30 protein-coding genes are annotated in these 26,647 nt (G+C 47.0%); 16 read left to right on the forward strand and 14 right to left on the reverse strand.

Going from position 1 to position 26,647, the window contains the following annotated elements; genetic code table 11:
* Positions 1 to 83 precede the first annotated feature (83 nt).
* Positions 84 to 245 (forward strand): hypothetical protein, encoded by a 162-nt coding sequence (locus H579_RS29070; protein ID WP_157834571.1) that lies wholly within the window; start codon positions 84 to 86, stop codon positions 243 to 245.
* Between the two features lie 155 nt (positions 246 to 400).
* Here the strand turns inward: H579_RS29070 and H579_RS0107525 are convergent, their stop codons facing one another.
* Positions 401 to 1,303, reverse strand: a complete 903-nt coding sequence (locus H579_RS0107525) for a DMT family transporter (protein ID WP_051227413.1) — start codon at positions 1,301 to 1,303, stop codon at positions 401 to 403.
* A gap of 377 nt (positions 1,304 to 1,680) precedes the next feature.
* Here H579_RS0107525 and H579_RS24705 point away from each other — a divergent pair, with 377 nt between their 5' ends.
* Together H579_RS24705 and H579_RS24710 are read left to right on the forward strand one after the other, a co-directional pair.
* Positions 1,681 to 2,205 carry a dihydrodipicolinate synthase family protein gene (locus H579_RS24705; protein WP_028300168.1) on the forward strand — a complete coding sequence of 175 codons (525 nt, stop codon included), beginning with the start codon at positions 1,681 to 1,683 and terminating at the stop codon, positions 2,203 to 2,205.
* A 172-nt stretch (positions 2,206 to 2,377) separates the two neighbouring features.
* Entirely contained in the window at positions 2,378 to 2,893 is a 516-nt protein-coding gene (locus tag H579_RS24710) for a DUF4442 domain-containing protein (protein WP_051227414.1), read from the forward strand.
* On the opposite strand, the gene H579_RS0107540 is transcribed toward H579_RS24710, so the two are convergent.
* Both H579_RS0107540 and argF read right to left on the reverse strand, forming a co-directional pair.
* On the reverse strand, positions 2,866 to 3,939 hold the full coding sequence (locus H579_RS0107540) for an ABC transporter ATP-binding protein (protein WP_028300169.1): 1,074 nt from the start codon (positions 3,937 to 3,939) through the stop codon (positions 2,866 to 2,868). The genes H579_RS24710 and H579_RS0107540 overlap by 28 nt on opposite strands.
* A 102-nt stretch (positions 3,940 to 4,041) precedes the next feature.
* Positions 4,042 to 4,959: an ornithine carbamoyltransferase gene (gene argF, locus H579_RS0107550; RefSeq protein ID WP_102049302.1), complete on the reverse strand. Its 918-nt coding sequence runs from the start codon at positions 4,957 to 4,959 to the stop codon at positions 4,042 to 4,044.
* A gap of 394 nt (positions 4,960 to 5,353) precedes the next feature.
* On the opposite strand from argF, the gene grxD reads away from it, so the two are divergent.
* Together grxD and H579_RS0107560 are read left to right on the forward strand one after the other, a co-directional pair.
* The gene (gene grxD / locus H579_RS0107555; RefSeq protein WP_028300171.1) at positions 5,354 to 5,683 is read left to right on the forward strand and encodes a Grx4 family monothiol glutaredoxin; all 330 of its coding nucleotides are present in this window, start codon (positions 5,354 to 5,356) and stop codon (positions 5,681 to 5,683) included.
* A 180-nt stretch (positions 5,684 to 5,863) separates the two neighbouring features.
* Positions 5,864 to 6,466 carry a peroxiredoxin gene (locus H579_RS0107560; protein WP_028300172.1) on the forward strand — a complete coding sequence of 201 codons (603 nt, stop codon included), beginning with the start codon at positions 5,864 to 5,866 and terminating at the stop codon, positions 6,464 to 6,466.
* 176 nt (positions 6,467 to 6,642) lie between these two features.
* Here H579_RS0107560 and rnt read toward each other — a convergent pair whose 3' ends face one another.
* Positions 6,643 to 7,329, reverse strand: a complete 687-nt coding sequence (gene rnt, locus H579_RS0107565; protein ID WP_036565667.1) for a ribonuclease T — start codon at positions 7,327 to 7,329, stop codon at positions 6,643 to 6,645.
* Between the two features lie 248 nt (positions 7,330 to 7,577).
* On the opposite strand from rnt, the gene H579_RS24715 reads away from it, so the two are divergent.
* Positions 7,578 to 8,528 (forward strand): flagellar protein MotY, encoded by a 951-nt coding sequence (locus H579_RS24715; protein WP_051227415.1) that lies wholly within the window; start codon positions 7,578 to 7,580, stop codon positions 8,526 to 8,528.
* Positions 8,529 to 8,824: 296 nt separating this feature from the next.
* Positions 8,825 to 10,063 carry an argininosuccinate synthase gene (locus tag H579_RS0107575; RefSeq protein WP_281167023.1) on the forward strand — a complete coding sequence of 413 codons (1,239 nt, stop codon included), beginning with the start codon at positions 8,825 to 8,827 and terminating at the stop codon, positions 10,061 to 10,063.
* A 172-nt stretch (positions 10,064 to 10,235) separates the two neighbouring features.
* On the opposite strand, the gene H579_RS0107580 is transcribed toward H579_RS0107575, so the two are convergent.
* Positions 10,236 to 10,925: a zinc metallopeptidase gene (locus H579_RS0107580; protein WP_028300175.1), complete on the reverse strand. Its 690-nt coding sequence runs from the start codon at positions 10,923 to 10,925 to the stop codon at positions 10,236 to 10,238.
* Between the two features lie 252 nt (positions 10,926 to 11,177).
* Here H579_RS0107580 and H579_RS0107585 point away from each other — a divergent pair, with 252 nt between their 5' ends.
* From H579_RS0107585 to H579_RS0107600, 4 genes are all read left to right on the forward strand, one after another.
* Positions 11,178 to 11,423, forward strand: a complete 246-nt coding sequence (locus H579_RS0107585; protein WP_028300176.1) for a type II toxin-antitoxin system CcdA family antitoxin — start codon at positions 11,178 to 11,180, stop codon at positions 11,421 to 11,423.
* Complete coding sequence (locus H579_RS30070) at positions 11,423 to 11,740, forward strand: CcdB family protein (protein ID WP_028300177.1); 318 nt, start codon at positions 11,423 to 11,425, stop codon at positions 11,738 to 11,740. Before H579_RS0107585 ends, H579_RS30070 begins: the two co-directional genes overlap by 1 nt.
* Positions 11,741 to 11,867: 127 nt before the next feature.
* Positions 11,868 to 12,116 (forward strand): type II toxin-antitoxin system Phd/YefM family antitoxin, encoded by a 249-nt coding sequence (locus tag H579_RS0107595; RefSeq protein WP_028300178.1) that lies wholly within the window; start codon positions 11,868 to 11,870, stop codon positions 12,114 to 12,116.
* On the forward strand, positions 12,106 to 12,396 hold the full coding sequence (locus H579_RS0107600; RefSeq protein WP_028300179.1) for a type II toxin-antitoxin system RelE family toxin: 291 nt from the start codon (positions 12,106 to 12,108) through the stop codon (positions 12,394 to 12,396). Before H579_RS0107595 ends, H579_RS0107600 begins: the two co-directional genes overlap by 11 nt.
* 19 nt (positions 12,397 to 12,415) lie before the next feature.
* On the opposite strand, the gene H579_RS0107605 is transcribed toward H579_RS0107600, so the two are convergent.
* The 3 genes from H579_RS0107605 to H579_RS0107615 all read right to left on the reverse strand — a co-directional run bounded on the left by H579_RS0107605 (position 12,416) and on the right by H579_RS0107615 (position 15,258).
* The gene (locus H579_RS0107605; protein WP_028300180.1) at positions 12,416 to 13,291 is read right to left on the reverse strand and encodes a hypothetical protein; all 876 of its coding nucleotides are present in this window, start codon (positions 13,289 to 13,291) and stop codon (positions 12,416 to 12,418) included.
* A 29-nt stretch (positions 13,292 to 13,320) separates the two neighbouring features.
* Positions 13,321 to 13,797 (reverse strand): hypothetical protein, encoded by a 477-nt coding sequence (locus H579_RS0107610; RefSeq protein WP_028300181.1) that lies wholly within the window; start codon positions 13,795 to 13,797, stop codon positions 13,321 to 13,323.
* A 603-nt stretch (positions 13,798 to 14,400) separates the two neighbouring features.
* Complete coding sequence (locus H579_RS0107615; RefSeq protein ID WP_028300182.1) at positions 14,401 to 15,258, reverse strand: MBL fold metallo-hydrolase; 858 nt, start codon at positions 15,256 to 15,258, stop codon at positions 14,401 to 14,403.
* 252 nt (positions 15,259 to 15,510) lie between these two features.
* On the opposite strand from H579_RS0107615, the gene H579_RS24720 reads away from it, so the two are divergent.
* Positions 15,511 to 17,271 carry a SulP family inorganic anion transporter gene (locus H579_RS24720; protein ID WP_245583227.1) on the forward strand — a complete coding sequence of 587 codons (1,761 nt, stop codon included), beginning with the start codon at positions 15,511 to 15,513 and terminating at the stop codon, positions 17,269 to 17,271.
* Positions 17,272 to 17,364: 93 nt separating this feature from the next.
* Here the strand turns inward: H579_RS24720 and H579_RS0107625 are convergent, their stop codons facing one another.
* Positions 17,365 to 17,634: a hypothetical protein gene (locus H579_RS0107625; protein WP_028300183.1), complete on the reverse strand. Its 270-nt coding sequence runs from the start codon at positions 17,632 to 17,634 to the stop codon at positions 17,365 to 17,367.
* 154 nt (positions 17,635 to 17,788) lie between these two features.
* Here H579_RS0107625 and H579_RS0107630 point away from each other — a divergent pair, with 154 nt between their 5' ends.
* Positions 17,789 to 18,175, forward strand: coding sequence for a hypothetical protein (locus H579_RS0107630; protein WP_028300184.1), 387 nt, complete (start codon positions 17,789 to 17,791; stop codon positions 18,173 to 18,175).
* A 43-nt stretch (positions 18,176 to 18,218) separates the two neighbouring features.
* The gene (locus H579_RS24725; protein ID WP_036565672.1) at positions 18,219 to 18,902 is read left to right on the forward strand and encodes a glutathione S-transferase; all 684 of its coding nucleotides are present in this window, start codon (positions 18,219 to 18,221) and stop codon (positions 18,900 to 18,902) included.
* Positions 18,903 to 19,290: 388 nt separating this feature from the next.
* On the opposite strand, the gene H579_RS0107640 is transcribed toward H579_RS24725, so the two are convergent.
* Positions 19,291 to 19,719, reverse strand: coding sequence for an Lrp/AsnC family transcriptional regulator (locus H579_RS0107640; protein ID WP_028300185.1), 429 nt, complete (start codon positions 19,717 to 19,719; stop codon positions 19,291 to 19,293).
* 404 nt (positions 19,720 to 20,123) lie between these two features.
* Between H579_RS0107640 and yjeH the strand changes: the two genes are divergently transcribed.
* Positions 20,124 to 21,395: an L-methionine/branched-chain amino acid transporter gene (yjeH, locus tag H579_RS0107645; protein ID WP_028300186.1), complete on the forward strand. Its 1,272-nt coding sequence runs from the start codon at positions 20,124 to 20,126 to the stop codon at positions 21,393 to 21,395.
* 269 nt (positions 21,396 to 21,664) lie between these two features.
* On the opposite strand, the gene H579_RS0107650 is transcribed toward yjeH, so the two are convergent.
* The 4 genes from H579_RS0107650 to H579_RS0107660 form a co-directional block, all read right to left on the reverse strand.
* Positions 21,665 to 22,657: a GlxA family transcriptional regulator gene (locus H579_RS0107650; RefSeq protein ID WP_051227417.1), complete on the reverse strand. Its 993-nt coding sequence runs from the start codon at positions 22,655 to 22,657 to the stop codon at positions 21,665 to 21,667.
* A gap of 183 nt (positions 22,658 to 22,840) precedes the next feature.
* The gene (locus H579_RS0107655; protein WP_036565676.1) at positions 22,841 to 23,434 is read right to left on the reverse strand and encodes a DJ-1/PfpI family protein; all 594 of its coding nucleotides are present in this window, start codon (positions 23,432 to 23,434) and stop codon (positions 22,841 to 22,843) included.
* Between the two features lie 195 nt (positions 23,435 to 23,629).
* Positions 23,630 to 23,782 (reverse strand): hypothetical protein, encoded by a 153-nt coding sequence (locus tag H579_RS28520; RefSeq protein WP_211224684.1) that lies wholly within the window; start codon positions 23,780 to 23,782, stop codon positions 23,630 to 23,632.
* 120 nt (positions 23,783 to 23,902) lie between these two features.
* Positions 23,903 to 24,865: a LysR family transcriptional regulator gene (locus H579_RS0107660; RefSeq protein WP_028300189.1), complete on the reverse strand. Its 963-nt coding sequence runs from the start codon at positions 24,863 to 24,865 to the stop codon at positions 23,903 to 23,905.
* A 302-nt stretch (positions 24,866 to 25,167) separates the two neighbouring features.
* On the opposite strand from H579_RS0107660, the gene H579_RS0107665 reads away from it, so the two are divergent.
* On the forward strand, positions 25,168 to 26,583 hold the full coding sequence (locus H579_RS0107665; RefSeq protein WP_028300190.1) for an acetyl-CoA carboxylase biotin carboxylase subunit: 1,416 nt from the start codon (positions 25,168 to 25,170) through the stop codon (positions 26,581 to 26,583).
* Positions 26,584 to 26,647: the final 64 nt, after the last annotated feature.

The following is a 26,647-nucleotide window of genomic DNA, read 5'->3' on the forward strand; positions in this document are numbered from 1 at the left end:
TAAACTCACAACAGCCTGGTATCGACTGGTGCTGCAAAAGTTCACACCGGCTCAGTACAACAGTCGGCACATCATACTGGCCGATGGATAAGACTTCACCTCCTTCTGAAGCGGTGGTAGCTCAGGCGATGCGTTCTTCACTGCCAGAGTTTCTTCTGGTTTCTGTTCAGGAGCTGAACGTGGTGAAATTCCTGATGGACGTGATGGAATCTGAGCGATACGAAGGCTTCTGTCAGACAGGCTGACGATTAAACCACGAAAACAATCCATTAAAGCTGGAAATACCTGTTTTTGAAAAAATGGGAAAACAGTTGTGCGTAGCCCATAGTCGTCAGAACTACGCACTGCTCAGATAATTAAATCCTTACATTAATCCATTATAAATTTTACATTTTTTATACTATTTACTACGAGTTGCCAGGTATACACCTGATACCGCAACAGCAAAGCCAACCATTTCGACCACTTTAAAATCATCCCCCAATACTATAGTAGCCATCACCGCAGTAGTTGGAGGAATCAGAAAGAATAAGCTTGCTACTGTCGATGCCTTGCCTTTGCGTAGCATTAAATACATTAAACTAATCGCACCAATGGAGTTCATTAGCGCCAACCAAGCCGTCGAGGCAATGAAACCAAAGCTCCAACCAACAACCATAGTTTCATTAGTGGATGCTAGTAGCCACATAACTAAAGCAGCAATACCTAACTGAATAGCACCACCTGTACGTAGATCCATCGCTTGACAAAATTTCTTTTGGTAAAGAGCACCCGAAGTAATTCCAATAAGTGCAACGACTACAAATAAGTATCCCATTGGATCAATACTTGAAAAACTCAAGCCTTCGGAAACGACTAAAGCAACACCACAGACACCCAGCAGTAAACCTGACCATTGTTTTCCGGTGACAGTTTCACCTAAAAATAAACCCGCTCCCAAAGCAGTAAGTATCGGCATAGTCCCCACGATTAAGGCAGAAACACCGGCAGGAACCCCCAGGTTCATACCACTATATAAACCTCCAAACTGCATTGCTTGTATCAACAAGCCGACAACTGCGACATGTATTAACTGCATCCCTTTCGGCCAGGGTGCTTTTAATAACACCGCAATAGTAAGAAGAATGACTGCAGCACTACCAAATCGAAACAGAGTCATTGTAAAAGGTTCTGCATATTCAAGGCCGACAGCGCCTCCTATATACCCTGAACTCCATAGTATGATAAATAGTAATGGCATGCTTAACGCCGAGACCAGTTCGGAACTGGTAATAGCACTATTACCTTGCTTTACACTTTCCATTTTATTACCTCCATTTTTGCTGATTTGTTTTCGTAATATGAATAGTGTCAGATCTATTTTTATAAAAAAAATTAAGTCTTCTAATCGTACTGTTCACGTTTGCTAATAAGTTCAGCTAATGCATTCTTAACAAAGATCTACTCTGCCAAACGCCCCAACCCTAAAAGCAAATACTCACAGTCATACGTTGTAATCAAGGGAAGGACAACAGAGATAAATCAGCCATCCGGTTGATTACCTTACTGTCGTCAATAGGTTACAGTGCCTTTCACGAGAAACGGTTACAGCTCAAAAGAGCTACAACATAAGTGATCAAGACACCAGAAGCCCTGTAACCATCGATAAGAGCCACATCAGAGTTTGACCAGGGGATAACCATGCTGTCTGAAGTCCGCATGCTTATTTGTGCTTCCGATCTTGGCAAAGGCAGTCGCTCTGATTTTCGCATGGCTGTTCAACTGGCGATCAAACACAACGCTCAGATTATCTATTTGCATGTACTGGAACATTTCACCGAAGTGATTGAAGAGGTAATGGATGAGCTGGCCAAGTGCGCCAATATTGTCGCGGTAAAAGAGTCCACCACCGATATCCGTCGTATCACCGAACTGTACAACCGCTTTGATGACCGCTTTATCGTGTTCTCCGGTGTGGACGATATCGCGCTGGAATCCCTGATGCTGGGTGCGACCGGTTGGATCTCCGGCCTGACCAACGCTTTCCCGAAAGAGTCCGTCACCCTGTACAAGCGGGCTCAGCAGGGTCGTTATGCTGAAGCGGTTGAGATCTATCGCTGGTTCCTGCCACTGCTGCGCCTGGACACCATTCCAGAGTTGGCTGCCTTCGGGCAGCCTTTTTTACATCAGGCTACCATTTACACCAGACTACTGGATACGACATAAAGCCATCACAGTGACAGCTTATTACTCCAATTAAGTTGTACTGACCACTCAGTCTGTCATCTAGCTATGGCAGGGTTTCACCCTAGACCAACCTTCTTACCCACAGGGATAAAACGTTTTAGAGAACGCGTTTTCGAAAGAGATAGTTTAGATAGGATGAGGCACAGAGGTAATGAGATTCAGAGCATGGTTATTAAAATGGGGTGTAAGTCTTTGGCCACCGCTATTGGGTGCAGGAATTAGGGTTGAGCAACTGGACAGTGATTTTAAGTTTGCCCGGGTGCGTATGAAGCTGCGTTGGTTTAACCAAAATCATATGGGCAAGCATTTTGGCGGTTCGCTCTACGCTATGACAGACCCTTTTTATGTCTTAATGGTGTCCGAGCGTTTGGGGCGGGATTATGTGGTGTGGGATAAAACGGCATCCATTGACTATCTCAAACCTGGTGATTCCACCGTATGGGCTGAGTTTCGTTTGCCGCAAGGGTTTATTGATAAGGTAAAAGCCAATACTAAAAACGGCGCTAAGTATCTGCCTGAGTTCGATGTGTTGATTAAAAACAGTTCAGGGGATGTCGTTGCACGGGTAAAGCGCACCATCTATATCCGGCGCAAGCAAAGCCTCTTGAAGCCTCAAGCTGCGCCGGAGAAAAAACAGGGTCAGACAATGGATTCCGCTATATCCTGATCATGCTGTTTAAACAGAATCAAGTGATCGGCTTTCACCTGAATCTTAACCTCATCGCCTACTCTGTACTCCGCATGGCTGTTAAACAGGGATTCCACGATCTGTCCTGAAGGCAGCCTTAAACGATACAAAATAGAAGAACCGGCAAAGGTGGACTGTTCAACAATAGCCCGAATAGTGCCATTTGAGCACTCCACAATATCATCTGGACGTAGCAGCACATCCACCTTGGTTCCGTCATCCCACGGATAGGCCCGGTTGCCGGAAATCGTTCCAATTTCGGTATTTACACTATCATGGCCCGATAGCGTACCGGGTATAAAATAACCCTGGCCGACAAAGTTAGCGACAAAACGGTTACGGGGTTCGTGGTACAGATTGTATGGCGTATCCCACTGCTGCAGATGGCCCTGATTTAAGACGCCAACATAGTCCGCCATGGCGAATGCTTCGGTCTGATCGTGAGTAACCAATACACCACTAATATCCAGACTTTTCAGAATACGGCGCACTTCCAGACCCAGATGCTTTCTCAGTTCAAAATCCAGATTAGAAAAAGGCTCATCCAGCAGAATCATCTGGGGGCGCGGTGCCAGAGCCCGTGCCAATGCAACCCTTTGCTGCTGACCACCAGACAGCTCATGGGGGTAGCGGTCCACCAGCTCACGCATGCTGACCAGATCCAGCATCTCCATCACCCGCTCCTGCTGTACCCGCTTTGCCAGTTTGCGCAGGCCAAAAGCGATATTTTCACCAATCGTCAGATGGGGAAAGAGAGCATAATCCTGAAACACCATGCCGATACGGCGCTCTTCGGGCTGTACCTGAGTATTTGGTGCAGAGATCACATCACCATTGAGTTTAATATTGCCCGCATAAACAGGATCAAAACCAGCGATAGTACGCAAAAGAGTGGTTTTGCCACAGCCACTGGGGCCTAGCAAGCAACAGATATCACCCTGATTTAAGGAAAAAGAGATATCCTGAGTGATGACCAGTTGATCATAGCGACACTCAATGCCTTCAACCTGGAGCAGCGTACTCATAATGGGGTCCTTGTTTCTGTTCTATGGCCAAAACACAGCCTTATGGCACAAAAAAGCCCAGCATAAACTGGGCTTTTTTAATGCCTTAGATGCTTGTTACGATTAATTCTCAATTCTGCCTAGAATCAGGAATTCAAGCAAGGCTTTCTGTGCATGTAAACGGTTACCCGCTTCCTGCCATACAACGGAGCGCTCATCGTCCAGCATATCTTCGCTGATCTCTTCGCCACGGTGTGCAGGTAAACAATGCATAAACAGGGCATCAGAAGCCGCGGTATTCATCAGCGCTGGGCTGATCTGATAACCGGCAAAGGCTTTTTCACGTTCCGCCTGTTCCTCTTCCTGTCCCATAGAAGCCCAGACATCAGTCACGACCAGATGTGCATCCTTGATCGCTTCCTCTGGTGTGCGCACCAGGGTAATACGCTCTTTATTGGCTTCCATCAGCTCAGGCATAGGGTCAAAACCCTCAGGACAAGCAATGTTCAGATGAAAACCAAACTGACGGGCTGCATTAATATAGGAGTGGCACATATTATTACCATCACCAACCCAGGCTACCGTCTTGCCTTTGATACTGCCGCGCAGCTCAACAAAGGTCTGTACATCAGCCAGCAGTTGACATGGGTGATAATCATCGGTGAGTGCATTAATAACCGGAATACTGGAGTATTCAGCAAAGCGCTCAACCGTGGCGTGATCGAAGGTTCGGATCATCACCGCATCAATCATCTCGGACAGGACGCGTGCACTGTCTTCTACCGGCTCACCACGACCCAGCTGGGTATCACGGGAGGACAGGAAAATAGCGCTGCCGCCAAATTGAGTCATGCCTGCTTCAAAAGAGACGCGGGTACGGGTGGATGATTTTTCAAAAATCATACCCAGCACTTTGTTTTTCAGAGGTTCATAGATCTCCCCTGCTTTCAGGCCTTTTTTAATAGTAATGGCCCGGTCAATCACATAATCCAGTTCATCTGGCGTCAGATCCAGAAGGGTCAAAAAATGTCTTGCCATGATATCTCCCTAAATAGAAACGGCAGCTTAATTAAGCTGCCGTTTCGGGACCAAAAAATCAAAGCTATAGAGAATTGCTCAGGCTGTCAATGACAATTCAATGAAGAAAGTGGGTAAGCTGTGTTTTAAAGGCCATTTTAGACCAAAGTAGGTGGATATAATTATCTCGTCGGAAGAAAAAGTTGGCCGATACCCTTGAATTACCGTCATTAAGACTTCATTTTTCAAATAAGCGCGTTAAAATTGACCATATTACTCGGTTAATACACAGCGAAACAAAGTTTACCTCTATACCTTCTGAGTCAGGATGCCAGAAAAAGTATTGCTGACTCTTTAAGGCTTTGGTTTCGCTGTTTATCCATAACCGGTTTTTGCCGTTATATCAAAGGGTTCAATAATGAGCACAACCATCGATACCATCAAAGAACAGATTAGCAACAACCCGATCCTGCTGTACATGAAGGGCAACCCTCAAATGCCACAGTGTGGCTTCTCCTCGCAGGCGGTACAGGCGCTGATGGCGTGTGGTGAAAAGTTTGCTTTTGTTAATATTCTGGATAACCCGGATATCCGCGCCGAACTGCCTAAGTACGCGAACTGGCCAACGTTCCCTCAGCTGTGGGTGAGCGGTGAGCTGGTCGGTGGTTGTGACATCATTGTAGAGATGTACCAAAACGGTGAACTGCAGACGCTGATCTCTGAAGCTTCTGCTAACGCGGCATCCTGATTTTCAGAGGGTTGATACAGCTTCTTTGAATTAGGCTGAATTAATCCTCAACAAAACAGATTGGCTGGCTATAATTGAGTGGTTTCTAAAGCATGGAAATCAAATTAAGTCTGGCTGGTCTGTCGGCACTTGCCGAGACTAATTTTACTGTGAACTACCCCAATGATTGGAGAATGAAAAATGGGCGTATTGGTTGGAAAAAAAGCTCCTGATTTTACTGCAGCAGCAGTACTGGGCAACGGCGAGATTGTTGATAACTACAACCTGACCGAAGCTCTGAAAGGCAAATACGGTCTGGTATTTTTCTACCCTCTGGACTTCACCTTCGTATGTCCATCCGAGCTGATCGCTCTGGATCACCGCATGGAAGAGTTCAAAGCACGTAACGTTGAAGTTGTAGCGGTTTCTATCGATTCTCAGTTCTCTCACAACGCATGGCGTAACACTCCGATCAACGAAGGTGGTATCGGTCCTGTTAAGTACACTCTGGTTGCTGACGTTAAGCACGAAATCTGCCAGGCATACGATGTTGAGCACGATGCGGGTGTTGCATTCCGTGGCGCATTCCTGATCGATCAGGAAGGTAACGTACGTTCTCAAATTGTTAACGATCTGCCACTGGGTCGTAACATGGACGAGCTGCTGCGTCTGGTTGACGCGCTGCAATTCACTGAAGAGCACGGTGAAGTTTGTCCAGCGGGCTGGAACAAAGGTGACAAGGGTATGACTGCTTCTCCAGACGGCGTTGCTGCTTACCTGAGCGAAGAGTCTGACAAGCTGTAATTTCTGCCTTTATAAGCAGAATTAACGCTTTTTGACTTAGGGTTGTTGGATTGATTTTAAATCGTTTCAACAACCCATAAAAAAGCCCGATATTGTTTTGGTATGAACCATACAATATCGGGCTTTTTATTTTTTGCTGCTGTGTGGGTCAGTCAACACTAAATTATCGCAAGATATCAATCTCTTAGACGATGCTGTTCCTGTGCCGCCAGCTCCCAACCACCCAGCTCTTTCCAGCGATTGACAATCGCACAGAATAGTTCTGCAGTTTTCTCTGTATCATAGCGTGCAGAATGAGCCTGACTGTTATCAAACTCGATACCTGCAACTTTGCATGCTTTGGCCAGTACAGTTTGCCCATAAGCTAAGCCTGATAATGTTGCAGTATCAAAGCTGGAGAACGGATGGAAAGGATTGCGTTTAATGCCACTGCGTTCAGCTGCAGCATTTAAGAACCCCTGATCAAAGCTGGCATTGTGTCCCACCAATACTGCACGGGTACAATCAAATTCTTTCAAGGCTTTCCGTACCGGCTTAAAAATCTCGCCCAGCGCCTGTTGCTCGCTTTTTGCCATGCTTTTACGAATCGGGTTATCCAGATCTATCTTGGTAAACTCCAGCGCCGCCTGCTCAATATTGGCACCTTCAAAAGGTTCCACATGACATGAGTAGGTGTTGTAGGGGTGTAGATAACCGTTTTCATCCATGGTTAACGTGACCGCGGCGATCTCCAGAAGCGCGTCGGTTTTAGCATTAAAGCCTGCTGTTTCCACGTCAACGACGACAGGCAGAAAGCCCCGAAACCGGTATGCAAGCGGGTGTTTTTCGTAATAGAAATCCGCTTCAGAGGAAAAAGATTCCAAGGCTTTTTGCTCCCTTACTATTTAACAGAAACGTTTAAACAAAAGCGTTAACAATGATGTGCCCTTTATTCTGTGCATTTGTTAAATAAATATTAGATAAATAACCGTATTAGCACGTCGAATAAAAACTTCAGCGGCAGATGGTAACTGATTCAAAATCACCTTCATAGGTTCTGACGCTTAAAGTTTTGAGTTTGCCGGTGGAAGTGGCAAAATAGAGCTCTTACGAATCAAGGAGATCCGGGTCAATGGCATTGTTTAAGCAGCTGAGAAAATTGGTTAGCTCGCTGGTTCCTGTGGTTGGAAGTGTAGTCACAGGAAGCGCGCTGATATCGGGTGTAGCTCATGCCGCCAACTATGGCGCAGGTATCGAAGATAGCCAATGGGAGGCCACGGAACCATCCAAGTTATATTGTGAGCTCTGGCATGAAATTCCAGGCATGGGCACCGCGCGCTTCACCCATCGTTCCGGTGAAGATGTCGAATTTTTCCTGGAGCCCAAAGGCCAACCGCTAAGAAAAGGTAAAGCAGAACTGATCGCTATGCCTGCCGAGTGGCAACCGGGTATGCCACCGTTGGATATCGGCAAGGTTGATGTGCAACAGGGTGAAGCGGGTGTACGTATCGGTTCAGAGCAGACCCATCTGATGATCGACGCTCTGGGTCGTGGTATGAACCCAACGTTCCTGCAGGAACCCAGCGATAAACGTTTTGCCCAGATTCGTGGTCATATCAGTGCGCTGAAATTCCAGAAAGCCTATCGCAAATATATCGATTGTGCCGGTGAACTGCTGCCTGTGAACTATGACCAGATCGGTCGCTCAGTGGTATATTTCCCTGGTGGTGGTTTTGCTCTGACCAACAAAGATCGTGATCTACTGGATCTGATTGTGCGTTATATCAATGCCGATGACACCGTAAAGTATATCTATCTGGATGGTCACTCCGACAGTTACGGCTCCCGTCGTGATAACCGTAAGCTATCCAAAGAGCGTACCGATGCCGTGCTGAACTATCTGCTGGATATTGGTGTGAATGAGGCGATGATTACGGCGCGCTATCATGGTGAGCGTTATCCTATCGTTCCCAATACAACAAAAGCGAATCGAGCCAAGAACCGACGGGTAACGATTCGACTTGAGCGCTCGAATCGCTCGGATGGAGCACTGGATCTGCGTCCAGCTAAGATCGATCGCTAGAGACAACGCTATCCTCAGCCTTCAACCCAAGGCATTAGCCAGTGAAAAAGTGGTTTTCACTGGCTAGCCTGCTTCATTGCAGCGCTTATTGGGTTTATACTACGCCTCAAAATTGAAAAGAGTCTTCGCTAAGGCGAGGCTTCTGACCAATTCGAACACGGAGCGGCTATCTCAGCAGACTCAACAAACCTTATTGGAGTCTGTCACGGATAGCCGTTTATCGTTGTCGCAATTTCAGCTTTTACAAAAAACGTTTCTTTCGGCCCGACTATAAGTCTGGGTTGATTTGAGTCAGCGTGGAGCAACAAATGTCAGATATTAAAAAGGTGGTACTGGCCTACTCTGGTGGTCTGGATACGTCTGTAATCGTGCGTTGGTTACAGGATGAATACAATGCCGAGGTTGTAACTTTTACGGCAGACCTGGGTCAGGGTGAAGAAGTAGAACCAGCGCGTGCGAAAGCCGAAGCACTGGGTGTAAAAGAGATCTACATCGAAGACCTGCGTGAAGAGTTTGTCCGTGACTTCGTATTCCCGATGTTCCGTGCGAACACCATCTACGAAGGTGAGTACCTGCTGGGCACCTCTATCGCACGTCCTCTGATCGCTAAGCGTCTGATCGAAATTGCGAACGAGACAGGTGCAGATGCCATCTCTCACGGTGCAACCGGTAAAGGCAACGACCAGGTACGTTTCGAACTGGGTGCTTACGCACTGAAACCAGGCGTTCACGTCATTGCACCATGGCGTGAGTGGGATCTGACGTCCCGTGAAACCCTGATGAAGTACTGTGAAGATCACAACATTCCTGTTGATTTCTCCAACAAGAAGAAGAAATCTCCGTACTCCATGGATGCTAACCTGCTGCACATCTCCTACGAAGGCGACATCCTGGAAGATCCTTGGCAGGAAGCCGAAGCTGATATGTGGCGTTGGTCCGTATCTCCAGAGGAAGCGCCAGATGAAGCGACTTACCTGGAGCTGACCTACGAAAAAGGCGACATCGTAGCCATCAATGGCGAGAAGATGAGCCCTGCCACTGTTCTGGAATACCTGAACAAAGTGGGTGGTGAGAACGGTGTAGGTCGTCTGGATATCGTAGAAAACCGCTTCGTAGGCATGAAGTCTCGTGGTTGTTACGAAACCCCAGGGGGCACCATCATGCTGCGTGCTCACCGCGCGATCGAGTCCATCACACTGGACCGTGAAGCGGCACACCTGAAAGATGAGCTGATGCCGCGTTACGCGAAGATCATCTACAACGGTTTCTGGTGGTCTGAAGAGCGTAAGATGCTGCAGAAGATGATCGACGAATCCCAGAAAGTTGTAAACGGTGACGTTCGCCTGAAACTGTACAAGGGTAACGTAATCGTTGTTGGCCGTCGTTCTGACGACAGCCTGTTCGACGAGAACATCGCAACCTTCGAAGACGATGCAGGTTCATACGACCAGAAAGACGCAGCAGGCTTTATCAAGCTGAATGCACTGCGTATGCGCATCGCTGCAAGCAAAGGCCGTAATCTGCTGGACGACTAATCTCCAGACTGATTATTGCTAACTGCAAAAAAACCGCTTGAGGGTATGTTTTTTATAAACAGCCCTAAGCGGTTTTTTTATGGATGCGTGCACAGCAACTCACCCACACTATCCTGATATCTTGCCCGCTCAATAATATAGCACTTGCCAAGCCTCTGGCATCAAGCGACCACTACCGACGGAACACCGTGATCCATCGGCCCAGGTTTAACAAGCTGGCCAGCGAGGCCGCGACATAGGTCAGCGCCGCCGCCTTGAGAATTTTCTCCGCATGCTCCAGATCACCGTCGTGCAAATAGTCGCCTTCCTTCAGGATCGGCAGCGCCTTGCCATAACTGGCATCGAACTCAACCGGAAGGGTCATCAGGTGCACCAAGGCACCTAGTGCCATTGAAACAACGCCAATCATTATCGTAAGCGCTCCCGCCTGCGGCAGGCGGGTTAACATTAGAACAAGCGGAGCAGCCACCAGCATCACACCAGCAATACGCTCACCGATCACGGCAGCCTTTACGAGTTTCTGCCCGGCCAAGAACAAGGACTCGCCACGTGAATCCTGAATGGCATGCCCCACCTCATGGGCGGCTACAGTCACGGCTGTCAGTGAGTATCCTGTATAATTGTCTGGTGTCAGACGCACAGTCTTAGCGACCGGATCATAGTGATCACCAACAGAGGTTTCCTCTACCCCGACGTCGCTCAGACCGAAGCGGTCCAGCAGGTGGCGCGCAAGTTCACCACCACTTCCCCGATTGCGGTAGCGATCAGCTGGCTGCCTGTACTTTTCCATCACATGCTTAACCCACAGGCTCGGCAGGAAGACGCATATCGCGACTATGAGTAATATGACTATCCAGAACATTTTAATCAGCCTGTATTAAGCATTTGTGTGACTGGTAAATATTGTACGCATAGAAACGAAAAGCAGATGTTTGCCGACAATGGCCCTGCTTCAGAATGCAGCCTAAACCAGCTTTCCGCAGACCACTTTCACCACCAAAAACCACCGCATACCAAAAAGGCCACGCGGCATGAACCCCACTTGAACGCCTTGTTACATGCTTGCATCACACCTATAATTTATGCGCACACACAATACGCATAGGATGCCATCATGAGAAACGCATACAACACACAAGCACCAAAGAAAGCTACAAACTTAAGCCTAAACAGTGAGTTACTTGCTGAGGCTAAACGCTTAAATATAAACCTTTCGGCAACAATGGAAAAGGCACTTGAGAAAGAAGTGAGTCAACGCCTTAAAGCTGAATGGTTAGAGCAAAATGCTGATGCCATTAACGCCTGCAACGAGCTAACCGAAAACCACGGACTATTTTCTGATTCTTACCGAGTATTCTAATGTCACAATTTTCGCTATACAAAAACAACGATAAAAGCACTTCAACCGCATACCCATATTTTGTTGACGTTCAAAATGAATTGCTTGATACATTGAACACTCGGTTAGTTATTCCGTTAACGCCTACTGAGCTATTAGAGAAAAAAGCGCCCAGCCATCTATGCCCCGTAATCCATATTGATGAAGGTGATTTCGTAGTTCTGACTCATCAAATGGCAAGTGTACCTACCAAAATTCTAAGAGAGCCTGTAAATAATCTAAGCACTTTTAGAGACGAGATCATCTCTGCTATCGACTTTCTGATTACTGGCATATAACGCCGCATTAAGGTGCGAGCAACGCTTGGCTATACTTGAGCGAAGCGAATCACTCTTAAATTACTTGTTATACCGCTTGGCTAAGGCCAAAATGACCAATATAAAGACTATTTAAGAGACCGATTATATGACCACTAGAATTTTAGCTGATGTTGCTGCAAGCATTACTGAGTTGAAAGCTAACCCTATGAAAGTTGCAACTAGTGCTTACGGCGAACCTGTTGCTGTACTAAACCGAAATGAGCCAGTATTTTATTGCGTACCTGCCGAAGCGTACGAAATGATGATGGACAGACTCGAAGATCTTGAACTATTAGCTATTGCTAAAGAGCGTGAATCTGAAGAGAGCATTTCGGTAAATATTGATGACCTATAAACTCGACTTTAAAAAGAGCGCACTCAAAGAGTGGAAAAAGCTTGGGTCTACTCTACAACAACAATTTAAGAAAAAGCTAATCGAGCGCTTAGATAACCCATATGTTCCGGCTTCAAAGCTTTCTGGAGCTGACAACATGTATAAAATTAAGTTGCGTCAATCGGGCTACCGTCTCGTCTACAAAGTTGAAGACGATGTCATCATTGTAACCGTCTTAGCAGTCGGAAAACGCGAACGTAGCGATGTTTACCGTAACGCCATGAAAAGGTTAGATGATTGATTGCGGTATAACGCCAAAATCAGCCGCCGCTTTTGGCGGTCGGTTGGATTTTTTTGTTAGTTTTCTTAATTGTCCCGACATCGCTTAAAAACGTGCCTGGTTCGATATTATCTGAAACATAAACCTTACCCTTAGGTGTTGCCTCATCAATAAACCCAAAAATTATACTTCCTTCAATCAAGTAATAGCGCAAATCGCTTTTTTCCAATCTTTCAGTTTTTTGGTATACATGCCCAGTATCCGATGAATAACTTCCATAAGGGCCAAGACCATTGGCGTATTTATTTAGATCATCCCGAGCTTCGGTACTCTGTATATCAAATCGAATTCTTTTGGTAGATTTTGGAGGAACACTGATTGGTTGAAATACAGTTATGTCAGCACATAAGTTTTTGTTATAAAAACTCTTATATACCTTATCTACTATGGGCTCTGCAGTCCCTGTAGTACTAACACCTCTATCCAAATCAACCATAATGACAGAAGAAACACTATCATAACCGCTCTTCATTATTGAAGAGCAATCAGTTTCCGTGGTCTTCAAAGATAACGAAATACTTGAATAATGTATTTCATTTACCCCTTTATTGGAAATAATGACATCAAATGTTGAAACGCTATTCTCACTCCTTAATGGCTGCTGCTTCAGTTTTGCAGATACATTTGCCCTTAAATCCTTAATTTTTATCAACTGCGGGACATTCCACTCACTGCTTGGGTAGTTATGGAAATATTGCACATCGCGATGGTTAATCAGTAATTGGATATTTGCATTACCCGGAAATAGAAGCGCGCCATCTTTAAGAGAAATGTCAAAATCGCCTTCAGAATTTGTACTAAATGTATTGCTGATTATGTGCTGGCCATATTTAGCATAAATCTCCGCTCCAAACACAGCCAAACCGTTTGAAACAATTCTTCCAGTTATTTTATTGTTTTTTTTTCCTCTTCACTCTTAATCTCACCAAAACTAGTGGAAAACTCGATAAGCTTTATTTCTGCCATATCACGTGCAGCTTGAGATTTTAGACGCCCCTTGTCTAAGGACTGAGTAAGGACACACATTTGTATGCGGTATTTCTTGGCCGCCTCAAAAAACTCTCTGGATACTTTTGCTTCCTTTGTCGAAGCATTGTTAATAACTTTTGAAAGGCCTGCTTTCAACTCAGCACTTGCAGCTCCTTCATCTAACACCTTAATTTTGCCGGCATTAACTTTTGCAACAGCAGATAAGCTCGAAGCAATCTCGATTACGGCTTTGCTATCATATCCTTCTTTTACACTCGACCAGCTCAGGTTAGGTATATCGCAATCGTCAGGTGTATCTACTCCCGGTTCTTCTTCACAGCCGCTCAAGACAACAAGAGTTATTATTAAAAACACTTCCTTAAAATATTTCATCTTTATCTCCTATCTTAGATTTGAAAAACTAACGTAAAGCCTAACCGTCGAGCGCAGCGAAGATCGGTTATGGCGAATTGTTGCTGAGTATCTCCATCAACATTTTATTCATCCGCCCGTGCAAGCTTCACAAGCTTGTAAGGTTGGTCGACCTTGCAAGGTAATCAAGGAGAGGCACCATGTACTGGCGAATAAAAAGTAATATAGAACGCCCATTATTTAGAAGAATGCCTAACCAAGCAATATCGACAGTATATGTCGGCATATAAGCTTGGATAATCAACGGTTACCTTGTTTTAAGGGAGTAAGGCGACACTGAAGTATCCTTATGGCGCAGCGAGTTGATTGACTCTCTGCGTAAAATTGGATTGCACTTATTACTTGAATCCAAGACTTACTTTTTTGTATGTACTAATGATAGATAACCCAGGGCCTGTCTGCCGAGCGGATAAGCCATCAACATAGGATTTGGGTTAAGAGGCCTTGTTGGTCAAAGCAAAAGGCCCGAGCATTCTATGGAATACTCGGGTCTGTTATGACTGATTCTTTCTCAGTTTTATTCATTTTCCGGCTATTACTGCCTTCTCTATTGCGAACTTCCCGTTAGAACATATTCAAAGGCAGTTTTAGATAAGAGGTGCCGTTATCTTCGGCATCTGGCAATTCACCTGCGCGAATATTGATCTGAATTGACGGTAGAATCAGTGCTGGCATTTCTAAGGTTGCATCCCGGCTGCTGCGCATGGCGACAAAATCCGCTTTACTGGTGCCGCGACCGACATGAATATTATCTTGCTTCTGTTCGGCTACCGTGCACATATAACGCGCTTCTCTTTCCGGCGGATAGTCGTGGCACATATACAGTGCAGTCTCATCAGGATAACTCAATAACATCTGGATAGAGTCATAGAGCGTTGCAGCATCACCACCAGGAAAATCGCAACGGGCTGTTCCCACATCAGGCATAAACAGGGTATCCCCCACAAACAGGTTGCCGCCGATATCGTAGCTGACACAGGCTGGGGTATGCCCCGGTGTATGCAGCACCTTAATCTCAAGCGCCCCTAATGGCAGGGTGATATTGTCGCCCAGTAAACGATCAAACTGCTGGCCGTTGGCAATAAACTCATCGCCGTAGTTAAAGACCTTTTTAAACACTCCCTGAACCAGATGGATATGGTCGCCAATGGCGATTTCACCCCCCAACTGCTGCTGGAAGTATTTAGCCCCTGTAATGTGGTCCGCATGAGCATGGGTTTCCAGAATCCAGCTGAGTTCCAGTTGATTCTCCTGTATCCACTGAATCACCTGGTCGGCAGATTCATGGCTGGTTCTGCCAGACTTGTAATCAAAATCCAGTACCGGATCAATCAAAGCACATTGAGGATTCTTTCCATCGTAAACCACATAAGTATAGGTAAAGGTCGGCTTATGAAAAAAGGCTTTAACCTGAGGTTTCATAATGAATCTCCTGGCTGATCACAAGGTCAGGGCTGCCTGCTACAACGCTGAATTAAGTATAACGTCAGATAGTGTGGCTATCGCATAAAGCAGTCAGAGTAGTGCAGTCGTGGTGTGATTATTTTTTAAATGGATAATTTACATGGAACATTAGCATATAATTATTTAAACTATCAATATTCATTTTTGTTTTAAGACATAGGATATTGCTGATGTCTGGACTGATACCAGGCGCATCGTCAGGGGGTGTATGTGCATAAACAAACAACCAATGGTCATTCAGTAGCTAAAACAAACCGCCTGGAAACGCTATTTCCTCTTTTGGCTTGGCTAAAAACGTACCAGAGGGAAACACTGATCAGTGACAGCATCGCCGGTCTGATTGTTGCTATTATGCTGGTGCCACAGGGGATGGCCTATGCCTTTCTGGCAGGATTACCACCGCAGATGGGCTTGTATGCCGGTATCGTGCCTTTGTTTATTTATGGGCTCTTAGGCAGCAGCCGGAGCTTGGCTGTAGGCCCTGTAGCAATCGCTTCTCTTATGGTTGGTGAAGCGGTATCACAACATGCACAGGCCGGGACTGAGCTATATCTTGCGACGGCCATGGTGTTGGCGCTGCTGGTCGGCATTATCTTATTGTTGATGTATTTGCTGCGTTTAGGCTCGCTGGTCAATTTTCTCAGTCATTCCGTGATTACAGGCTTTACCAGCGCAGCAGCCCTGATGATTGCGGTTAGCCAGATCAAATATGTATTGGGGCTGGAGTTTCCCAGGGGGCATGGTTTCCCGGAAACCCTAGGCAACCTGATAGGTCATATTCCGCAGACCAGTCTGATTACGCTAATGCTGGCGCTTTCTGCCTTTGCGGTAATGTGGTTTAGTAAAAATCACTTAGCCACCGTCTTAGCGAAGCTGGGATGTTCCGGCTTGCTGGCAGGTTCTATTGCTAAAGCCGGGCCTATGTTTGCCATCGTGTTGGGCGTGGCTTTGGTTGAGTTATTCCAGCTGGATCAGGCTTATGGCGTGTCCGTTGTCGGTGATATTCCAGCAGGACTACCGGCGTTTCATCTATTACCCGTTGATCTGAGTTGGTGGCAGAGTCTGTTGCCTGCAGCACTGTTGATTGCTTTGGTAGGCTTTTTAGAAAGCGTTTCTGTCGGTACTGCTCTGGCCAGTAAGCGACGGGAGCGCATCAAGCCTGATAGGGAGCTGGTAGCGCTGGGGTTTGCCAATCTGGGGGCTGCATTTACAGGGGCTTATCCTGTTGCGGGAGGCTTTGGCCGTTCGATGGTCAATGATGCCTCGGGTGCACAAACCACCGTGGCCTCTTTGATTACTGCCACGGGCCTGGCGCTGACGGTGCTGTTTTTTACGCCCTGGTTCTATTCCCCGCCTAAAGCAGTACTGGGGGTGATAGTGATTATGGCGGTATTGCCATTGATCGATCTATCCGGTATTAAAAGCACATGGCGCTTTAACCGTGCGGATGCTTTAACGCTGATTGTCACTTTTGCAATGGTTTTAATAGCCGGGGTCGAAATAGGCCTGTTAAGCGGCGTCGCACTGTCTATCGCTCTGTTATTGCAAAGAAACAGCCATCCTCATATCGCTATTGTTGGCCGTGTAGGAGACAGCGAGCACTTTCGTAATATCAAGCGCTTTGATGTAAAAACCAACCCCTGCTGCCTGGGGCTGCGCATTGATGAAAATCTCTATTTTGCCAATACCCGCTATATCGAAGATGAGGTGATGGCCGTTGTCGCAGAGCAACCTCAGCTACAACATCTGGTGATTATCTGCAGTGCGATCAGCTTTATTGATGCCAGTGCGTTGGAAACTCTGGAGATGCTCAAGGACAATTTGCAGGAATCTGGCGTGACTTTGCATCTGGCCGATGTAAAAGGGCCGGTAATGGATCAGCTAAAACAAACGCGATTTATTGAACACCTGGCACCGGGGCAGGTGTATCTGAGTACTCATGAAGCGATGCGGGATCTGTGTGATTTGTAGCAGATATGTAATCAATATAGCCTGCAGGGTGTGGGAAATATTTGGGGTAGTGCACTGATTGATGCGCTACGAAGGGGCAGATGAGGGCTGGGGTTAAGACCCCAGCACCTGTTTTTTTAAACCTTTAACCATTCGGGCGGCTTCTTCTGCATTCCACTTCAGCTGAGTTAACCCCAGAGAAAAACCCTCGATGATCATGCGTTTCTCTTCTTCCGTCTGACAATGCATCGCAATGCGGTTCAGCTCGATAGTGACCATAATCAGGGCCTGTTCCGAACTGCTGCCGGACTGATCATGCTGAGCGAGAAACTCACGGGTAAGTTGACGCGCGCGCTCAGTCAGATTGTTTCGAAAAGGACTCATTCTGCTTTTTGTCTCACCCAAAGAATAAGGCAGTAGACTAGCGGCAACTACCAGACAGGTAAAGCCATACTAACATACTGATTTGTAAATAAAGTTTGACAATTTTAGCCACTGTGCCTTCGAATATGCTTCGAAAAAACACAAGGAAATTACCATGTTAGCCCTATTGGCTGATCTTTATACGCCCCTGTTTTTTTTACAGAGTCTTTGGCTCGCTTACCAGAGCAATCAACTAAGATCTTTTGCATACTTTGCACTCTTATCGTGTGCCGGTATTTATACCCTTTATGCGTTGGATCTATGGCTGCAAATCTGGCCAAAGTGGGGCATGGATTTTAGCACCCATAGTGCCATTATTGTTCCATCACTGTGGCTGATCTCTCAGCATAGGCGATTAAGCCTAATCTATAGCCTTTTGGCCCTGAGTTATTTCTACCTGATGATAGAACTGCAGTATCATACATTGGTCGATATTGTTAGCACACTACTATTTGTGACTCCCTGGGTCTATTGGGTGGCACGACGTTTTTTGCAGCGCTAAGCTTTTTAATTCAATATTTTTTATCCGCCAGATAAGAGTCATCATGCCAGCCTACCCTGTTCTCTATTCTTTTCGTCGCTGTCCTTATGCAATGCGTGCCAGATTAGCCATTATGGCTTCAGGGCTAACCGTTGAACTGCGTGAGATTGTACTGAAAAACAAACCAGAAACCATGTTAGCCATCAGCCCAAAAGGTACAGTGCCAGTACTGTTCGTGGAAAACGAAAGCAAAGTGGTAGATGAAAGCCTGGATATCATGCGCTGGGTATTAGAGCAAACTGACCCTCAAGGCTTTTTGCCGCAGGCTGATACAGACAGTGCCACACCGGATGAAAGGATAAAGCACTGTGATCAACTGATTCAACGTAACGATAAAGACTTTAAGCCGTGCCTGGATCGTTATAAATATGCCGACCGATACCCTGACTTTTCTCAGCAGGAGTACCGTCAGCAGGGAGAAGTATTTCTGCTGGAGCTAGAGGAGCGGTTACAGGGAAACGACTACCTGTTAGGGGATAAAGCCTCATTGGCAGATATCGCCATCATGCCTTTTATTCGACAGTTTGCTCATGTCGATCGCAGATGGTTTTTCGAAGCCCCCTATCCTAATCTGCAGCGCTGGTTGAATAACTGGCTGGAGAGCCCGCTGTTCTTAAGCATTATGACAAAATATCAGCCTTGGCAGGAAGATGATGAGATAACACTGTTTGGCCGTAATCAGCCTTGATGGCTATCGCATGAGTCATGAGTAGCAGGGTGATAAATAACGGCTGTACTTAAGACCAGCACTGATCCTAAGCAGGAGAGCAGGCAAAAAAAACCACCCCGGAGGGTGGTACAATTTTAGGGTTTAATAGTGCTCACTTAGCAGAAGTGACTCAGGGCGATAAGAAAGCCTCTTGCACGATTGGCTCCTCATGGGCGAGTGTCGCCCTGACAACTCCATTAAAGCAAAATATTAGACTTTAGCCTGAACTGTATGCGTCATATTTAGTGGCTTTTCTGTCGTGTTCAATGGAATTTTACATCTGCCATATCAGGATAAAAAAACAATTGTCGCAACGCTATCATTAAGTGTCGCTTTGAGCCCAAATTAAAATACGATAAATACGTAACTACTGCCGCCACTCTCTCAGCACCATATGGGTCGTGACTCTGGCCTTTTCCGGTAGCCTATCATCCAGTTCTGCCAGGATATCGTGAATACGCTGCATGGAATCCACTTCCAGATAGACCAGAAGATCCACCTCTCCGCTTATACCGTGGCACAGCTTCACTTCTGGATACTGCATCAGAAACGCCACTAAAGGACGGCACTTAAAGCCACCATGACTGATCTGAAAATAGGCTTTTAGCTGCTGATTACTACTGAGTTTCTGAGCAGTAAGCACCTGATAACCCAGAATCTCTCCCTGCTCTTCCAGACGCTTAATTCGCTCTGACACAGCAGAACGGGACAGGTTCACCTGTTCGGCAATAGCAGAAACACTCTGACGAGCATTTTCCTTCAGGGCTGCAATAATTTTTTCGTCAAAATGATCCATCGGTTAGCCTTGCGAGCAAAATGTTGGTGAAAACGTGAAAAAAACCCAAATCGTCGTCAGATCACGACCTTCTGATTTAAACCATCAAAGTATACTAAATGCTTGGCAAAAGCTTTTCTGCAAAGGTGTCATACCATTCCCGATAAGTTTCTTGATATCAGAGTAGGTTGGATAAGCGGAGCGCCATCCGACATTTGCTCCGGTATCTGATGATTGTCGGAAGGCGCCTTACGGCTTTTCCGACCTACAACAACTTATCGGATTTGGTATCAGACCATCTGGCTATGCTCGAAAAGTTTTTGCGTAGCGATCAAAGATATTCGATAAAAAATCATTATTTAACAACCTATTAACCAAAGGCACCCCTATATGCCCTTTGGTATATTTATGTCAGGAGCTTAGGGATGACAAGGCTAAATCAAACGATTACCCGCTGGCAAGGAATGGGGCTAATTGCCACCACCTTATTAGGTACAGGGGTGTTTATTCTACCTCAACTAACATTGGCCGCTGCCGGTAGTCAGGCGATGTGGGCCTGGGCAATGTTGTTAATCGCTGTTCTGCCACTCACCTATGTCTTTGCCGAGCTAGGTCGTCATTATACCCATGCTGCAGGTCCTGCTTACTTTACCGAACGGGCTTTTGGCCCTATAGCCGGACGGGTAGCTGGCTTAACTTTTCTGTTTGCCATCCCACCAGGGATCACGGCAGCCCTGATTATGACGTTTGAGTTTCTTCGCCCTTTGATTGAGTTGTCTTCGGGTCAACGCTTACTTGTGGAGCTGGCCGCCTTTGTCGGGCTGTTCCTCCTGAATCGCAGAGGCTTACAACTCTCCGGAAAGATTCAGCTGATCTTAACACTGACCATTGTTGCCGTTGTTCTTACAATGCTACTGGCAGCTTTTACTACACCGCACGCCTCTTTATCCACCCAGGCCGCTCAACAAATTAATGCAACAAGCTCGACCTCAGAGGGCTTAATGGCCGCTATCGCTCTTGCAGCATGGAGTTTTCTGGGTATTGAAGCAGTTACTCACTTAGCGGGAGAATTCAAGGATGTTAAACGGGATTTTATTCCAGCCGCTTTGGGTGGAGTGACCCTGGTAGGCTTGATCTATATTGCCTGCACATGGCTATCCTCATTTGCGCCGGAACACAGTCTGGCGATGGTAGGCGCGTTTGAGTTATTAATCGGCGATAGCGGGCGTTGGATTATCGGCCTTCTTGGTTTAGTTAGCGGCCTGGCTACCGTCAACGTTTATTTTGCCAGCACGGCTCGTCTGGCTTGGAGCTTTAGTCAGGACGGCGTTTTACCGGCTCGACTTAACCGACTGAATAAACATCAGGTGCCATCCTCTGCTTTACTGACCTTTATTTTGATCTCAGCTACCATATTAGTCATCAGTCACTTTAGCCAGTTGGACTTTGTTGTCTTGGCTCACTGGGTTAATGGATGCTTTGTGATGATCTATACCTTATCCATGCTGGCAGCCTGGAAACTGCTCACAAAACGACATCGGCCCGCGATTGCTATAGGGCTAGTAGCCTGTGCTCTGTTTGTGATCAGCTTAGGTGGTGCCATGGTTTATGCCATGATTCTGGCTGCTGTCATTGTTCCTCTACTGTATCTGCAACAAGGCTGGAAAAACCGTAATCTGGTAAGCATGAGTAAGTAGGCTATTTCCGTAAGAGTGATGCGAGCATAATTCTGTATTCATTTAAGCAGATAAAGCGATAGCCCTGCAAAATAACAAAGCCAGGGTCGTTGAGCGCTTTGCAATTGCAAAACGCTCAACGTTTTTAATATACCACTCGCTTCTTCTTTACATCTCAACACTCTGAGTGAATTCTGGGAGCGCCTTAGCATTAAAGTGATTTACAGACATGACTGAAACATCAGGTTCAGACTGTACATCTGATGAGATGGGGTCGATTAGCCCGTAAGCTACAGAGAAGGTTTAGTATTAAAGTGCTGCCGATAAATACCGGGTGTTACGCCCAGGTTTTTTAGAAATACGCGTCGCAGCCGTTCCTCACGGCCAAAGCCTGTATCCCATGCTACCGCTTCCACGGACAACGGAGTACTTTCAAGTAAACTCCGGGCTTGTAATAAGCGCAATTGTTCCAGATATTTTGCAGGAGTAACGCCAGCGGTCTGAGTAAAACGACGGGCAAAGTTTCTTGGACTCATACGGCAATATTCAGCCATCTGTTCTACTGACAGAGAGCCACAGAGGTTATCCAATAACCAATCATGTAGGTGATTAAAACGACTACCGGCCTTTTGTCGCAAGCTGACCGGTGTACTGAATTGAGACTGACTACCCGGACGGCGCATATAAAGCACAAGGCTTCTGGCTACATCCATCGCTAACTCAACACCGTAATCCTGCTCGACCAAGGCCAATGACAGATCAATACCCGCACTGACACCAGCGCTTGAATAGACACTACCCTGCTGAATATAAATAGCCTCTGAATCCACTTTGACCTTAGGGAACATCTCGGCCAAACGCTCACTGTAGTACCAATGAGTAGTACAGGCTTTACCATCTAACAGCCCTGTTGCGGCTAATAAGAACGCCCCCGTACAGATAGAAACCTGACATTGAGCCAAGGTCGCTTTAGTCGATAATGTCTCAATCAGCTCAGTATTCAAAGCCAGATCAGGCGCGATAAAACTACCCATCAGCATAAAGTAATCGTTATCAGCAAACTGGACGACGGGGCTGTCAGCTTTTAACTGAACACCCGAGCTTAAGGTCACTAAGCCTGCTTCTTCAGCGGATAGCGTCACCTGATAAGCTGGAGCCTTACCTTGCAGCCGACGAATATGATTCGCCGAAGTAAACACTTCCAAAGGCCCCATCACATCCAGGCCGACAACCTGATCATAAAGAAAGATCTCAACCTGTTTCACACTATCGACCTCGTGCACCCTGTTGACCTGCTATCTCTGATAGAGCCTCTGTTTGTTACCACTTGTCTGAAAATACAGCTGAAAACCTGGCTGGACACTTTTCTTGCCGCCTTGCTGAAAGCATTTCTGGAGCGCTCTTCTGGAAGCTCTTTTGGAAGCTCTTTTGGAAAACGTCTGAAAAGCTCCCAGAAACACTTAAGTTTAAACCTCAGCTTGATACGGAGGTGCCGGATCATAATGCAGCACTTTACGTACTTCTCTTGCATGAGCCGGTGAATGTAACTCACCCAACAGCCACAGCGACATATCAATACCCGCAGAGACACCCTGGGAAGTTACCATATTACCGTCACGCACATAACGCATCTCAGGCATCACAGTTACACTCTCGTCCGCAGATAAAGCCTCGATTAACATCCAATGCGTGGTGGCTTTTTTACCCGCCAACAGGCCCGCTTTTTGTAGAATCAACGCCCCTGTACATACCGCGGTGGTGAACCGCACGGTATCCGCCTGCTGACGTACCCAGTCGATGGCTTTTTCGCTATTAAGCGCCGCTTCCAGACTATTCGCTCCCGGCACCAGCAAGATATCCAGCTCTGGTGCGGTATCGAATGTAAACTGAGGTTTGACCTCCATACCGTTGGAGCACACGATCGGCTCATCTGTTTCAGCAATAGTTACCACTCGGCCGCTTTTCAACAGATAGCAGGACAGATCAAATGCTTCGTACGGACCAACAAAGTCCAGCGATGCCACTTCAGGATAAAGGTAAATACCATAGGTCAAATTCATGATAAGACTCCTGGTTATGATGATATTCAGCTCACACCCTTCTCGGTGTGAACCCTCTATCGCCATACTAAGAGTCCTCCAACCTGGCAGCTATGACAAGATACCAGCATTTTCTGCCAAATTTCAAAACCGACTGGATACGACCTGATCATCTAAAGAGCACAAACACGGCTCATCCGCCAGATGCAATGAACACTATTCCACCTCATGGGATTTAGAGCCTTCCGGTGCCTGCTCCCGTTCGTTAAGACCGTAGTCACGCACTACACTGGCTACTCTTAGACGATAATTAACAAACAATAGGCCAGACAGGATATGGATTCCCGGACGATACAGTTTAGCGAACAAGGATTGAGGCAGTTTTACCGTCGTTATGGTCTTTTATCCCGTTAGCACAACAGCCAAAGGGCTGGCCTACCAGATTACAGGCCTATCAGGTAACCCATCAGAACATATCGCCTATCTGAGTTATTCGACTAAAGACATTGTTGCCCGGTTAATAAAATGACGCTCAAACTGTTTAATATTCTGCTGAACGTAGTCCAGAAACGCCTGCATTGCTGGCGTAGGATGTTTGCCCTGAGGGTGAACGACACAAAAGCTGCGTCGCAATGGAAAGCCATTGACTGAGGGTGTCATCAGTGAGCCCAACTTCAACTCGGATAAAATACTGAGTTTGGGTAAGACTGCGACGCCTAAACCGGCAATCACGGCATGTTTTACCGCATCGTTCGAACCCAGTTCCATACTGGGCAGGAGACGCAGGCGCTGCTGCTGACAGTGTTGCTCCAGCGCCAGGCGACTGCCGGAACCCGGCTCGCGGATCAGTAAACCACTATCTAAAAAGCGCTGAGCAGAAATATCATGAGAAGCCAGCAAAGGATGCTCAGGCGGCACCACAGGAACAAACTCATTATCCAGAAAAGGTAGCGACATCAAAGGTCGATCAACAGGTACCATCCCCATGACGACCAGATCATCACTGTTATCATTCAACCGCTGCAGTGCGGTTGCCCGATTAACTACCTTAACACTGACACTGACCTGAGGGTGTAAATTAAGAAAGGCTCTCAACAGATAGGGCACCACGTACTGAGCCGTGTTGACCGCTACCAGCTTTAACTCACCTGCCACGGCTCCCTGCAATGCCGCCAGATCGGTTTGCAGATGCCCCAACTCCGTAAAAATAGTATGGATGCTGGATGCCAGACGCTCCCCCGCAGCGGTACAGAATAACCGTCGCCCGACGTATTCAAACAGGGGCTGCCCTATCGCTTGTTCCAGTTGGCGTACCTGACTGCTGACTGCAGGTTGGGTCAGGCCCAGCTCATCACCGGCCTTGCTATAGCTTTGCCGTTCATAAACTGCTTTAAACACCTGCAACTGCCGGAATGTCAATCGACTGGTCATCTGAGGAACAGAAAGGGGCATATTGTCACCTGATCAAGTATCTGAATCGTCACTGGATATGATAAATGGCCTGTGCAAAAACACCGTCAGAACAAACGGTCGGGGTAACACCCGGTAATCTGAACCAGCGCATTTTGACGCCAGAATATCCTCTCTGACAAGCAAAATCCTTATAAACTCTATGATAACCTTATCCAAAAACGACAGAGCTATAAGTTTTACCTTATAGCTAAGCCAAAAAATAACAATTTCTCCTTATCCGATCATTCTACTAGGCTAAATGGACTTTAAGGGCAAACGAGCTGAAAGCTTAGGAGAATGCCATGATCAAAAAAGTTTTAATTGCCAACCGGGGGGAGATTGCGGTTCGTATCGTGCGCGCCTGCGCCGAAATGGGTATTCGTTCCGTGGCAATTTATACCGAGCCAGACCGTTACGCATTACATGTTAAGCGTGCGGATGAGGCTTACTCTCTGGGAGACGATCCTCTGGCGGGTTATCTTGATCCCCCTCGTATTGTCAATCTGGCGCTGGAAACCGGCTGTGATGCGATTCATCCCGGCTATGGTTTTCTATCGGAAAACGCTGAATTTGCCCGTTTATGCGAACAGAAGGGAATCACCTTTATCGGCCCTCAAGCCGACATTATTCATAAAATGGGGGATAAAACTCAGGCCCGTGATGCCATGCGCGCAGCCGGTGTCCCCATTACACCGGGTTCGGAAGGCAACCTGAGCGGCGTTGAAGAAGCCCTGACACTGGCTGATGAGATCGGTTACCCCATTATGATCAAGGCCACTTCCGGTGGCGGTGGTCGCGGGATACGCCGCTGCGACAGCCCTCAGGAGCTGAAACTGCAGTATCCCAGGGTGATCTCTGAAGCGACCAAGGCCTTTGGTTCTGCCGAAGTCTTTATGGAAAAGTGCATCGTTAATCCGCGCCATATTGAAGTTCAGGTACTGGCAGACAGCCACGGTAATGTGGTGCATCTGTATGAAAGGGACTGTTCTATTCAGCGCCGTAACCAGAAGCTGATCGAGATCGCCCCCAGCCCCCAACTAACCCCGGAACAGCGTCAGTATATCGGCGGTCTGGCGGTTAAAGCCGCTCAGGCAGTAGGTTATGAAAACGCTGGTACGGTGGAGCTTCTGTTCTCTGGCAATGAAGTCTACTTTATGGAGATGAATACCCGTGTTCAGGTAGAGCATACCATTACCGAGCAGATCACTGGGGTGGATATTGTGCGCGAACAGCTGCGAATCGCCTCCGGGCTGGAGTTGAGCTATCGCCAGCAGGATATCAGCTATCGCGGTTTTGCACTGCAGTTCCGTATCAATGCGGAAGACCCTAAAAATGACTTTCTGCCCAGCTTTGGCCGTATCTCCCATTATTATGCGCCAGGCGGCCCTGGGGTTCGGGTCGATACCGCGATTTATACCGGTTATGAGATTCCTCCCTTCTACGATTCCATGTGCCTGAAATTAGTCACCTGGGCGCTGACCTGGGAGGAAGTGGTGGCTCGGGGACAGCGTGCACTGGACGATATGCGCCTGCACGGTATTAAGACCACGGCTACCTACTATCAGCAGATTTTGCAGCACCCGGATTTTCAACAGGCGAATTTTGACACCAGTTTTGTGCCCAGCCACCCGGAGCTGATGAACTACTCAGAAAAACGTCATCCCAGCGAGATTGCTCTGGCGGTGGCCGCGGCTATCGCAGCCCATGCGGGCTGGTAATCAATGACACTAGCCGCACAGACCGGCAGGTAACGGAATCAAACAGAATTCAGACAATCGCACT

It is taken from the genome of Oceanospirillum beijerinckii DSM 7166 (genome assembly GCF_000422425.1).
In the GTDB taxonomy this organism is placed as follows: Bacteria; Pseudomonadota; Gammaproteobacteria; order Pseudomonadales; family Halomonadaceae; genus Oceanospirillum; species Oceanospirillum beijerinckii.

Coding starts and splice junctions, on each gene's coding strand:
- H579_RS0107585 (WP_028300176.1), top strand. CDS start 11,178: ATGAGAAACGCATACAACACACAAGCACCAAAGAAAGCTACAAACTTA.
- H579_RS30070 (WP_028300177.1), top strand. CDS start 11,423: ATGTCACAATTTTCGCTATACAAAAACAACGATAAAAGCACTTCAACC.
- H579_RS0107615 (WP_028300182.1), bottom strand. CDS start 15,258: ATGAAACCTCAGGTTAAAGCCTTTTTTCATAAGCCGACCTTTACCTAT.
- H579_RS0107540 (WP_028300169.1), bottom strand. CDS start 3,939: ATGAGTACGCTGCTCCAGGTTGAAGGCATTGAGTGTCGCTATGATCAA.
- H579_RS0107630 (WP_028300184.1), top strand. CDS start 17,789: ATGTTAGCCCTATTGGCTGATCTTTATACGCCCCTGTTTTTTTTACAG.
- H579_RS0107580 (WP_028300175.1), bottom strand. CDS start 10,925: ATGTTCTGGATAGTCATATTACTCATAGTCGCGATATGCGTCTTCCTG.
- H579_RS0107640 (WP_028300185.1), bottom strand. CDS start 19,719: ATGGATCATTTTGACGAAAAAATTATTGCAGCCCTGAAGGAAAATGCT.
- H579_RS0107525 (WP_051227413.1), bottom strand. CDS start 1,303: ATGGAAAGTGTAAAGCAAGGTAATAGTGCTATTACCAGTTCCGAACTG.
- H579_RS24715 (WP_051227415.1), top strand. CDS start 7,578: ATGGCATTGTTTAAGCAGCTGAGAAAATTGGTTAGCTCGCTGGTTCCT.
- H579_RS24725 (WP_036565672.1), top strand. CDS start 18,219: ATGCCAGCCTACCCTGTTCTCTATTCTTTTCGTCGCTGTCCTTATGCA.
- H579_RS0107625 (WP_028300183.1), bottom strand. CDS start 17,634: ATGAGTCCTTTTCGAAACAATCTGACTGAGCGCGCGCGTCAACTTACC.
- grxD (WP_028300171.1), top strand. CDS start 5,354: ATGAGCACAACCATCGATACCATCAAAGAACAGATTAGCAACAACCCG.
- H579_RS0107595 (WP_028300178.1), top strand. CDS start 11,868: ATGACCACTAGAATTTTAGCTGATGTTGCTGCAAGCATTACTGAGTTG.
- H579_RS24710 (WP_051227414.1), top strand. CDS start 2,378: ATGAGATTCAGAGCATGGTTATTAAAATGGGGTGTAAGTCTTTGGCCA.
- yjeH (WP_028300186.1), top strand. CDS start 20,124: ATGACAAGGCTAAATCAAACGATTACCCGCTGGCAAGGAATGGGGCTA.
- H579_RS0107600 (WP_028300179.1), top strand. CDS start 12,106: ATGACCTATAAACTCGACTTTAAAAAGAGCGCACTCAAAGAGTGGAAA.
- H579_RS24705 (WP_028300168.1), top strand. CDS start 1,681: ATGCTGTCTGAAGTCCGCATGCTTATTTGTGCTTCCGATCTTGGCAAA.
- H579_RS0107655 (WP_036565676.1), bottom strand. CDS start 23,434: ATGAATTTGACCTATGGTATTTACCTTTATCCTGAAGTGGCATCGCTG.
- H579_RS0107660 (WP_028300189.1), bottom strand. CDS start 24,865: ATGCCCCTTTCTGTTCCTCAGATGACCAGTCGATTGACATTCCGGCAG.
- H579_RS0107560 (WP_028300172.1), top strand. CDS start 5,864: ATGGGCGTATTGGTTGGAAAAAAAGCTCCTGATTTTACTGCAGCAGCA.
- H579_RS0107610 (WP_028300181.1), bottom strand. CDS start 13,797: ATGAAATATTTTAAGGAAGTGTTTTTAATAATAACTCTTGTTGTCTTG.
- H579_RS0107665 (WP_028300190.1), top strand. CDS start 25,168: ATGATCAAAAAAGTTTTAATTGCCAACCGGGGGGAGATTGCGGTTCGT.
- H579_RS29070 (WP_157834571.1), top strand. CDS start 84: ATGGATAAGACTTCACCTCCTTCTGAAGCGGTGGTAGCTCAGGCGATG.